The organism is Blautia sp. OM07-19 (genome assembly GCF_003481595.1).
GTDB classification, from domain to species: Bacteria; Bacillota; Clostridia; order Lachnospirales; family Lachnospiraceae; genus Blautia_A; species Blautia_A intestinihominis.
The window spans coordinates 1-9,768 of the sequence record NZ_QULA01000056.1 but is presented as its reverse complement, the minus strand read 5'-3'; the positions used below and the strand labels follow the sequence as shown (position 1 = coordinate 9,768).

The following is a 9,768-nucleotide window of genomic DNA, read 5'->3' as shown; positions in this document are numbered from 1 at the left end:
TTTTTCTCAACCTTCTTTCTCGGAATTCCCTATATTTGAATTATACAAGAAGCTCCTATCTTCAATGAATCATCACAACATATAATATAAATACAGCTTTTCAACTTCAAATTTCATATAATCCCATAATAATCTGGATCTAAAATAAATTCTCCCTCTGTTTCATCAAGCCACTTTTTTGCCATATTTATAGCATCAACTAGACATTTTGCAAATTTTTCTACTGCCGCATCGTTTATATGCCAAGGAGATACTAAATATTTTTTATCAATCTTCACCATTGTGCCCGCATATAGTACTTTTCCCGAATCAGTCCCCATCTTTTTTAATAACAACCAGGAACTATCAGGATTATTGGGATTCAACTCTCTTCCTGCAACTACATTCAAATATGGAATAGGTTCTAAAACAGCGCTATACAATATATTTTTTGCCCTATCGGATATAAGATATTGATATCTTCTTACCCAGTCAATCAGTTCCAATACTAAAACTGCCCATTCGACTTGATATACATTTGATGTAGTAATTGCAGAAAAAATAGCTTCACTCTTTCTTTTCACTTCTTCTAAATCATTATTTGCAAAGAATCCCAATACTTTATGATTATCGGATAATATATCCACAATTTTCTCTTCTGTAAAATCCAAGACCTCTGTAACTTTTGCCAAAGCATCAGACATTGTAATTGTGTTAAACAAAACACAACTTATCTGTTTTAAAATTTCTAATATACAATAATCAATTCGTCCTTTCATATGATCACGTAAAGGGTTACTAATTAAACCTTTCGCTATCATCTCTTTCATCCCCACCGATAATGCCTTAGATACCTCTTCTTTTTCATTCTCATTATCAGAATTATAACAAAATATACGACGATGACTTAAATCAAATGGAACACATTTTATATCTCCATATTTCAAATTATAGAAGCAAATGATTCTATCCCACCCAAGAGTCCTAACCGCATATCCCAGTTCCAACAATACGTTAGGATTGGGACACTTGCGCCCTTTGTCGTTTCCATTAATAATAGATATATCGCAAATAAAAATATCGGTTTTTGCAATTTTATCAAAAATTGTTCCAGCTATATCTGGTGTTCCAACCGTTTTCTTTGTATCTCTATCAACAGCTATCGTCAAACCAGCTTCAAACCCTAATTTATCTTTTTTAATTGCCTTTTCTATGCAATTTTCAATAAATGATCTGTTATCTTTGTTGGGCAAATCTGATTGCCAAGAATAAAAAATGGTACACTTCATTTCCTCTCAGCTCCCCTTTCTACTTTTAACACAATAAATATATACTGCTTAACTCCGTATACATCTTGCCATCTTCAAACTTCACATCATCAAGCAATAATGCCTGAAATAACACTTCCCTGACACTCTCTAATTTTACCATAGAAAGCTCCGCTTCCGAAAGTCCCTCCATCTCTATATTTTCCAAAACCACCGCTTTTCTTGCTGACAGACAGTATGTATATAAAGCCATAATATATACCCTAAAACTGCATTATAATACAAACAAGGACAGAAGCCTGAAAAACAGGTTCTGTCCTCGATAACTAATGACATATCTTATATCAGTTTTTTCTGTTTACACAAAACTTGAAACGCTCTCATATGCGCCAAATGTAAATCCGTGCTCAGTTGAGCAAACCATGGACGATTGCCACAAAAGATTCCGATTTCAGCACTGAATTACAAAATATCCTTGATGAGCAATTTAATCCTGATCGTCCGAATGCAGTCTGGTGTTCGGATATTACCTACATCTGGACAATAGATGGATTTGTCTATCTGACCAGTGTTATGGATTTAATTTCTTTGCCACTGCATCAGACTTTCTTTTTTACGCCCTCATATAACGAAACGCTCAGAGGGTAAAATACAGTGGGCAAATGCAAAAAATTTTATTTTTTTGTTTTTGTCTCTCACATATGCAAAAGAAGAACGGTGTTTTTACAGGGTCTTGGAGAATAATTTTTTATTTTTGCGCAAAAAAACAGCTATAAGACTCCATTTTTGAAATCTTATAGCTTTGCTATTGATAATATTGAGTTACTATTAGTTTTAATAATTAGAATTATTTTCAACTTATAAATTTTTCCCAAGTTCATATGCTTTCTTCATTATATCCACATGTTCCTCAACTGTATTTGCTGCATCAATTCCACCGCCACTGACCATGCCTTTTAAGGAAGCCTTTTCAAAACAATCTACCCAGCCTTGCAACCCATTATAGGCTTTCTCAAATGCGCTTTCCTCATTCTCTGCCGCAGTTGCAATCATATAGATATCTCTGAATAAATAATCTGTCGAATATAAAGGATTCAATCTATCAAGAAGTGTTTTCATCTGACCGCACATCTCATAATAATAAATTGGGGTTGCATAGACAACAACCTCCGCATTCTTTACCTTTGCCATAATATCTGCAACATCATCCTTCAGTACACATATACCAGTCCTCTGACAGGATAGACAACCGATACAATATTTTATATCTTTTCCTTTCAAAGAAAGAAGTTCCACATCATGCCCTGCTTCTTTTGCTCCCTTTGCACACTCATTTGCAAGTATATCAGAATTGCTCCCTCCTCGAAGACTTGTCGATATGATCAATACTTTTTTTACCATAATTAACCAACTCCGTTTTCTTCAAAAAATTTCTGGATTTTATCAAATGGGATCATATCCAGATTATCGTAAAGATCTGTATGAACAGCCCCTGGAATTGTTAGCAGCTCTTTATTGGATGTGTACTTGCTGTCCTTAATCATATTTTCATAAGCATCTTTTCCAAAATAATAGCTGTGCGCTTTTTCTCCGTGAACAATGAGGACTGCACTTCTGATTTCATTGCTATACTTTAATATTGGCTGATTCATAAATGACATACATCCAATAGTAAGGTATCCTTTTTCAGCCATCGTCTGCGCATATAATCCGGAACACTGTTCTTTGACTGCACCAAATGGTCCACTTACAGCAATCGCTGGATATTTCCCAAATGCATTTTTCGGCTTATACAAATCTGCAGCAAGTGTGATTCCATAACGATTTACAAATGTCACTTTCTCATGATCTACTTTTTCACTTTTTGGAAAAGTTTTATCCCATTCAGATACTAGTTTTAATTCTTCTGTTTTCAACATAAATATAACCCCCATATGCAAATTGTCTTGTAAATATACTTTTTTCAACCTTCCTATTTTAGTTTTCTATATTCTTCATCACTTACCGGTTCAAGCCATTCATTGGAACTATTTTCGCCCGGAACTTCTATTGCCAGATGTGAAAACCATTCATCCGGTGCTGCGCCATGCCAGTGTTTCACTTCTGCCGGAATATTGATGCAGTCGCCTGGCTTCATTTCTACAGCTTCTTTACCTTCTACCTGATAATATCCTCTTCCGGCAACACATACCAGTATCTGTCCTCCCCCACTTTTTGCATGATGGATATGCCAGTTATTTCTGCATCCAGGTTCAAATGTTACATTGAAAATTCCAACCTGAGATGTAGAGATTGGTGCAAGAAAACTTCTGCCAGAAAAATACTGTGCAAAGCCATCGTTTGGTGCACCAATTGGAAATACCATCTCTTTTGCATGCGCCCGCATCGCTTCCTCTTCGTATGGCAAATCTCCTTCGCCTGTCTCCCACACTTCCTTTGCAAGATTGAAAACAGCCCATGCTTTTGGCCATCCTGCATAAAATGCGACATGTGTTATCACTGCAGCAATCTCTTTTTGTGTCACACCATGATTTTTTGCATTTTGAAGATGATATTTTAAAGAAGAATCCGTAATTCCGGAAGCCATCAGAGCAACCACTGTAATGATACTTCTTGTTTTTACGTCGATATTCTGGTTATTCCAGTTTTCACCGAAAAGCACATCATCGTTAAAATGTGCAAACTCTGGTGCAAATTCACCAAGTGCATTTCTTCCTGCTGTCTGTATTATTTTTCCCATATTATGTATCCCTCCATAGCACTGTTATTTATAAAGATTTTACCCAATCACTGATTTCCTGTTTAGTTCCACGATTTAACAAGCTGCCTTCTGTAATAACTGCATCTGGCGCGGACAGCTGTAATTCCTTTATAGTATTACCGAATCCGCTTCCACCGGATGTTGCAAAAAGCACGATCTTTTTACCGCCAAAATCATAAGTTTCCAAAAATGTATTGATGATTGTCGGAGCCACATACCACCAGATTGGAAATCCAAGAAGGATCTCATCATAAGAACTCATATCCATTTCTTTTTTTATAATCTCCGGTCTGTATTTCTTATCACTCATTTCCACACTGCTTCTGGATTTTTTATCCATCCAGTCAAGATCAGCCTTTGTATATGGAATCTTCGGCTCAATCTCAAATAAGTCTGCTTTTGCTTCCTCTGCAATCATATCTGCTACTTTTTTTGTTGTTCCACTTGCACTGAAAAATGCAACTAATTTTTTACACATAATACAAAACCTCTTTCCTTGCGTATTTTTCACAGAAAAAATAGATGTATAAGATTCACATTCATCTTACACATCTATTTTAAGCTCCATCGCCTCATTATGTCTAATGCTTATATTGAATTTTGTTTTATGCCCGAAAAGCATTTATTTCTTCTATTATTTTACGGACTGCCAGCGAATATGGGATGTTCCGTCTCCAGGCAATCACAGTGCTTGTCGTGATTTCAGGAGAAATTCTTCGCTGTACAAGAATATCCTCCCGCCAATACTTTGCAGCACCTTCGATCGATACCGGATACCCCAGTCCATTTGCCGCCATAACTCCGGCATTCGTTCCAAGATTACTTGTAAAAGCAATCTGCAGTTTCGAAAAGTCTTTCCCAAACCAATTGGCAAGTTCGCTTTGAACATTCGTTCTTTCTGGCAGAATCAATGGTTTTCCAATGAGATCTTCTTTTTTTATAAACTCTTTTTCTGCCAGCGGATCATCTGGGCGCATTCCAACACACCAGTGGTCACAATCCGAAATCCGAATATAATCCAGCCCTTCAGTGTCAACCGGTTCCATGAATAACGCAATATCTACAAGACCCTTATTCATCATCTCATACACCGTATCTGCTGTTGCAGTATGAAGTACAATCTGAACCAGTGGGTATTTTTCTTTATATGTTTTGCATATTTTCGCCAATGTTTCTACTGCCGCAAATTCACCACAGCCAATGGTTATGGTACCCTCCACAACATCTTCTTTCCTGTTCAGTTCCTCAAGCGTTCTTTCCTCAAGATTAAGAATCTCCAGGGCACGCCTTTTTAATAAAATTCCTTCATCAGTAAGCGATATTTTCTTTCCGTTTCGAATAAATAATGTTATTCCCAGGTCCTCTTCAAATGCTGCCATTTGTCTGGAAAGCGTTGGCTGGGTAATATGCAATTGTTCTGCTGCTTTTGTAAAGCTCTGTTCTTTTGCTACTGTCAAAAAATAGCGTAATAATCTTAATTCCATATCTTTATATTCCTACAAATTTTTCTTGTAACCATTCTATCATGTTGCGTCCCAAACATCATCTATATCATTAATGTGACATTTTACAGCCTTGGAACTTATTCCTGACGTCATTGTCATTTTTTCTGAGGGACATTCCGAGGGAGATCCCGAGGGACATTGTAATTCAAATTTAGCATCACAACTTTAAAAAATAATATGCACAGTTTTATCAGAAACAAGTTCTGCAAACAATTCGTTATTTACTAATTCCGTAACCAATACGATTGCATAATCATCCTGTTCTTTACTATATGTGATTTTCCGTACATCTTTTCTGTATTCATTAATATCATCTATATTGATTTTTCCTTCTCTTACAAGTTGGCATAATATAGCATCATTACTCTTGTAAGATATTGGCACAGGCGCTTTTGCCGCAAATACTTTTCTTAAATCAGTCTCTGCTTTTCTTTGAAAATCATATGTATCACCATCTTGAGAATATATAGTCAGTGTCTTTGTTTCAGGGTAATACCATGATATTATCTCAGACAAAATCGTAATTGATACCTCACCAGCATTTTTCTTTTTTATTCTACCAGTAGACAACATCTCTTCAGAAATTGGCTATTCATCATATAACCTTTGAATCCACTCTTCATATGCTTCCATATCAAGCGGATCCACTTTTTCAACATGACGACGCAAATAGCTTCTGATTCTTGCCAACTGGTGCGTTGATGCCAGGACTATCTGATAAAGATTTCCTTCTTCGTTATTTGTCAAATCCGAATATGATTCCTCTTTAATGCAGTATATCGGGTATCCCATTTCTATTAATCCTTGTACATAATTAGCTCTTCCCGGAGCATCATTTATTTCAGTTAACACCCATTCCGGAATCAGAATCAAATCATAATCTTTCAATATGTCCTCTGGTTGTATGCCTTTCATTTTCAGTCCCTGCATAAAAGAGATTGATGAAGTATCTAAAAGAGCGATATGCTTTTTATCATCTATGTTTTCAATTTTTTCTATATCTATCATTCGCTCCTCCTTGTTATCAGAGCTATTTCAGCCATAATATTCTTTAAATACTCCTCATTATCTTCATGATAACGAACCTCAGGATTTTCATCTCTTGTCCTCTTTATTTTTTCTTGTAAAGAAGACGTATTGACAACATAAGAAGGGCATACCAGACTGTCGTCCAATCCAAGCATTCTGAATCTGTTTGGTAAATCATCAAACTGAAGGTCAAATACTTCTTTGATTTTGCCACAAAGCTTTTCATTTTCACTTTGTATAGCATATTCATATAAAGATACCAACACTGCTTTATATGGTGCTTGAAATGTTGACATACAATGGAATATTTTTGAAACAAACTCTGCTTCCGGAAGTTCTGTAAAATACCTGTCAACACCATTTAACAGCATACATGCTGCAAAATACTCCGCTTTTCTCTCTTCTAGTGTATTATCAGTTTCAATAAAATGGTCAAATGATACTTTATCAAATATCAAATGATATATCTCATGCCACGCTGTAAAATATTGGTTTGCTCTGGGGAGTGCAGTATTTATAACAGGAATAATCTTTTCGTCCTTAACAAATATAGCACCACTCCAATATTTATCTTCTATAGGCATCTGAATCAAACCAAATCCCTGTAAAATTAGTAGTGCAAGTTGTGGAACTGATGCAACTTTCATTATAGATGGATTTGTCTGGAGTCTAATTGCCTGTGCTAGAACTTCCTCTTTAATCTCATGATTCTTTTTTATAACAAGCTCCAAGTTTTGGGCAGTAATTAATTCACTCATCTAATCCACATCTCCATTTCATTTCGATTGACACAAAACTGCTATTCGGTAAATTATAGGTACCTTTAATAATAAATCGCACACAAATCAATTACATCAAGAAGTAAATTATACTGCTTCTTTGCTGTTTCGTTCATTTCATGATCCATCAGTGCGTTCTGTGAATACACCGTTGCGGTAGAGAGCTTTGAGGGAGCTGAATGATACAACATCAAGTCTTCTACCGTCATATTGAGTAATTTCAGTATTTTCTGCAAATGGCGATCAAAAGAACTCTTGCTGTCTATACTACCATTCAGCAACTTATCAAGAGTTGGTCGTGAAATATCTGCCTTTGCCGCAAAGGATACTTTTGTATACCCCATATCTCTAATACAATCTTTTAACTTCGAAGCCACCAGACTTCTCTGTTCAAATAATTCATCAAACTTCATTGTGATGACCTCCTTTTCTCTTTTCTAGCCTAATTATATTCAAATAAAGAGTATTTATCAATAATATTGTAAAATATTTTTTTACATTTTAACACTATTTTTCTCTTCTATTTGTTTGCAAAAAAGCCATAAGATTTCTCTTTCCAAAATCTTACAGCTCATCTATCATATCGCGTCCCAAACATCATCTATATTTATATGTAATATCTGCACAAAAATCCCATGGGTTATTTTCGGGTTATTTTCTAACCGCCTATGCCTTCCAGACCGTGATTTTACTGGCTTTTTGGCGAAGCTTTCAAAAAGTGCCGTGGCAAACGAATAAAACTCTTATCATCACTATCCCCTCTCCTCTGAGCACTTATTTCTCCAGTGCTTTTCCTAACATCTCAAACTCTTTCATCGCCTCAATATCTTTCGCCAGTTCATCTTTGCCATTTGCGGAGTATGGTTTGTAAAACAGAACATCCCATGCCAGATAGTCTGCTATGCAGTCAAACTGGCTCTTGATCAGATCATACTGTTTATCCCCTGCCGGAGCACCGCCAATAACAATGATACCGACTTTTTTCTCTTTCATCTGCATGCCACGGCAATAGCATTTGTCGATAACCTGTTTGATCTGTGCTGTGATTCCCCACCAGTAAACCGGTGTTGCAAAAAGGATCATATCTGCTGCTGCGACCTTGTCGATGGTCGGGTTTGTGTCGTCTTTGTCCACACAGCCCTTATGACATTGACAGGCGCCGCAGCCTTTGCATGGTGCGATATTCAGTTTGTCCGGATTAATGACTTCAATCTCATTTCCTTCAGATGCCCCTTTGATAAAAGAATTAATTGCTGTTAAAGTATTTCCTTTTCTTGCGCTTCCGTTGATGATTGCGATCTTCATATTTTTTCCTCTTTTCTGATTTTATAAAATTCGTTCCGGCCTGAACTTCAGATAATCTGATGAAACGAGCCGATACATGATTCCGTTTGCTTCTCCTTTGAAGCTGTCATCGTATCTTTCCCTGCCATGGCAGTGAGAATAGATCACCTGCTCTGCACCGTATTTTTCTGCCATCTGCGCGTGAAGGGACTTTCCTGCTCTCCGATGGTTGTCGGGGGATAATGCAAAAACATGATAAACTTAGAATATCCGTCTGCTTTTGCTTTGTCAAACGATATCCTCAGCCGCTCCCCCTCCCGCTCCCTGATCTTCAGGAAATGTTCTATTGAATCTTTTCCCTCATAACAATATCCCTTGGTTCCGACCAGCGCATAATCTCCGTAATTGTAATAATTATTCTGAAGAAACTGAAGCCGGCCCTCAAATCTGTCATTTAATCTGGCAGTTTTCTTTGCGTCCCAGAACATGTCATGATTTCCACGGAGCAGGATCTTCCGCCCGGGAAGTTCCTCAATAAATTTAAGGTCCGTTTCGCACTCTTCAAGATTTCTCCCCCAGCTATGGTCTCCTGTGATCACGATCGTATCTGTATCCTTCACACATTTTGTGACATACTTCTGGATCTTCTTTTCATGATTCTTCCATATCGGATCAAAGACTTCCATCGGCTTATCCACCGAAAATGCCAGATGAAAATCCCCCATCGCCCACAATGCCATATCCTATTTCCACCCTTTCCATATATCCGGCTGATATCCAAGCGTTGACTGCTTTCCATTTCGAACTACAGGTGTTTTGATCACCTGCGGATTCTCTAGTATCTTTGCCAGCTTGTCCTCATCCGCAATATATTTGATCAATGCAAGCATGTCCTTGTCTTTACCTTCCCAGTTGATCATATTTTCCAAACCACCGTTTGCCTGTGCAACCGATGTAAATTCACCTTTACTCATACCCTTTTCTTTCATATCAACAAACTGATACTTAATGCCGCGCTCTTTGAAAAAACGTTCTGCTTTTCTTGTGTCGCTGCATTTTTTTGTTCCGAAGATCTGTATGTTCTTGACACTCCCCACAGCTAAAGCTTAACTTGACCCATATTTATACAAGATAATTTCGATAAGCAAGCAATGAATATAGTA

At 37.0% G+C, this 9,768-nt stretch carries 13 protein-coding genes and 1 pseudogene; all 14 read right to left on the bottom strand.

The genetic code is table 11. The annotated features are described in order from the left end of the window. Positions 1-113: 113 nt before the first annotated feature. Positions 114-1,268 (bottom strand): hypothetical protein, encoded by a 1,155-nt coding sequence (locus DXC01_RS19225; RefSeq protein WP_118049729.1) that lies wholly within the window; start codon positions 1,266-1,268, stop codon positions 114-116. A gap of 25 nt (positions 1,269-1,293) precedes the next feature. Continuing rightward, positions 1,294-1,500, bottom strand: a complete 207-nt coding sequence (locus DXC01_RS19220) for a hypothetical protein (RefSeq protein WP_199705057.1) — start codon at positions 1,498-1,500, stop codon at positions 1,294-1,296. Positions 1,501-2,105: 605 nt separating this feature from the next. After that, positions 2,106-2,648 (bottom strand): flavodoxin family protein, encoded by a 543-nt coding sequence (locus DXC01_RS19210; protein ID WP_118699638.1) that lies wholly within the window; start codon positions 2,646-2,648, stop codon positions 2,106-2,108. A gap of 2 nt (positions 2,649-2,650) precedes the next feature. Then, a complete protein-coding gene (locus DXC01_RS19205) occupies positions 2,651-3,166 on the bottom strand; it encodes an alpha/beta hydrolase (RefSeq protein WP_118699637.1) in 516 nt (171 codons plus the stop codon). 53 nt (positions 3,167-3,219) lie between these two features. Further along, positions 3,220-3,987 carry a carboxymuconolactone decarboxylase family protein gene (locus DXC01_RS19200; protein WP_118699636.1) on the bottom strand — a complete coding sequence of 256 codons (768 nt, stop codon included), beginning with the start codon at positions 3,985-3,987 and terminating at the stop codon, positions 3,220-3,222. Between the two features lie 28 nt (positions 3,988-4,015). Continuing rightward, positions 4,016-4,486 carry a flavodoxin gene (locus DXC01_RS19195; RefSeq protein ID WP_118251888.1) on the bottom strand — a complete coding sequence of 157 codons (471 nt, stop codon included), beginning with the start codon at positions 4,484-4,486 and terminating at the stop codon, positions 4,016-4,018. Positions 4,487-4,613: 127 nt separating this feature from the next. Then, complete coding sequence (locus tag DXC01_RS19190; RefSeq protein WP_118699635.1) at positions 4,614-5,492, bottom strand: LysR family transcriptional regulator; 879 nt, start codon at positions 5,490-5,492, stop codon at positions 4,614-4,616. 186 nt (positions 5,493-5,678) lie between these two features. Further along, complete coding sequence (locus DXC01_RS20815) at positions 5,679-6,083, bottom strand: hypothetical protein (protein ID WP_243111678.1); 405 nt, start codon at positions 6,081-6,083, stop codon at positions 5,679-5,681. Positions 6,084-6,101: 18 nt separating this feature from the next. Continuing rightward, positions 6,102-6,521 (bottom strand): hypothetical protein, encoded by a 420-nt coding sequence (locus tag DXC01_RS20810; protein ID WP_243111677.1) that lies wholly within the window; start codon positions 6,519-6,521, stop codon positions 6,102-6,104. Continuing rightward, on the bottom strand, positions 6,518-7,300 hold the full coding sequence (locus DXC01_RS19180) for an ImmA/IrrE family metallo-endopeptidase (protein ID WP_118699634.1): 783 nt from the start codon (positions 7,298-7,300) through the stop codon (positions 6,518-6,520). The genes DXC01_RS20810 and DXC01_RS19180 overlap by 4 nt, the downstream gene beginning before the upstream one ends. Positions 7,301-7,365: 65 nt before the next feature. Continuing rightward, complete coding sequence (locus DXC01_RS19175) at positions 7,366-7,734, bottom strand: helix-turn-helix domain-containing protein (RefSeq protein WP_118699633.1); 369 nt, start codon at positions 7,732-7,734, stop codon at positions 7,366-7,368. A gap of 361 nt (positions 7,735-8,095) precedes the next feature. Then, positions 8,096-8,626 carry a flavodoxin family protein gene (locus DXC01_RS19170; protein WP_118699632.1) on the bottom strand — a complete coding sequence of 177 codons (531 nt, stop codon included), beginning with the start codon at positions 8,624-8,626 and terminating at the stop codon, positions 8,096-8,098. A gap of 21 nt (positions 8,627-8,647) precedes the next feature. Next, positions 8,648-9,345 (bottom strand): annotated as a pseudogene (locus tag DXC01_RS19165) (metallophosphoesterase). Between the two features lie 3 nt (positions 9,346-9,348). Then, positions 9,349-9,702: an arsenate reductase family protein gene (locus tag DXC01_RS19160; RefSeq protein WP_118699631.1), complete on the bottom strand. Its 354-nt coding sequence runs from the start codon at positions 9,700-9,702 to the stop codon at positions 9,349-9,351. Positions 9,703-9,768: the final 66 nt, after the last annotated feature.

Coding starts and splice junctions, on each gene's coding strand:
- DXC01_RS19225 (WP_118049729.1), bottom strand. CDS start 1,268: ATGAAGTGTACCATTTTTTATTCTTGGCAATCAGATTTGCCCAACAAA.
- DXC01_RS19220 (WP_199705057.1), bottom strand. CDS start 1,500: ATGGCTTTATATACATACTGTCTGTCAGCAAGAAAAGCGGTGGTTTTG.
- DXC01_RS19210 (WP_118699638.1), bottom strand. CDS start 2,648: ATGGTAAAAAAAGTATTGATCATATCGACAAGTCTTCGAGGAGGGAGC.
- DXC01_RS19205 (WP_118699637.1), bottom strand. CDS start 3,166: ATGTTGAAAACAGAAGAATTAAAACTAGTATCTGAATGGGATAAAACT.
- DXC01_RS19200 (WP_118699636.1), bottom strand. CDS start 3,987: ATGGGAAAAATAATACAGACAGCAGGAAGAAATGCACTTGGTGAATTT.
- DXC01_RS19195 (WP_118251888.1), bottom strand. CDS start 4,486: ATGTGTAAAAAATTAGTTGCATTTTTCAGTGCAAGTGGAACAACAAAA.
- DXC01_RS19190 (WP_118699635.1), bottom strand. CDS start 5,492: ATGGAATTAAGATTATTACGCTATTTTTTGACAGTAGCAAAAGAACAG.
- DXC01_RS20810 (WP_243111677.1), bottom strand. CDS start 6,521: ATGATAGATATAGAAAAAATTGAAAACATAGATGATAAAAAGCATATC.
- DXC01_RS19180 (WP_118699634.1), bottom strand. CDS start 7,300: ATGAGTGAATTAATTACTGCCCAAAACTTGGAGCTTGTTATAAAAAAG.
- DXC01_RS19175 (WP_118699633.1), bottom strand. CDS start 7,734: ATGAAGTTTGATGAATTATTTGAACAGAGAAGTCTGGTGGCTTCGAAG.
- DXC01_RS19170 (WP_118699632.1), bottom strand. CDS start 8,626: ATGAAGATCGCAATCATCAACGGAAGCGCAAGAAAAGGAAATACTTTA.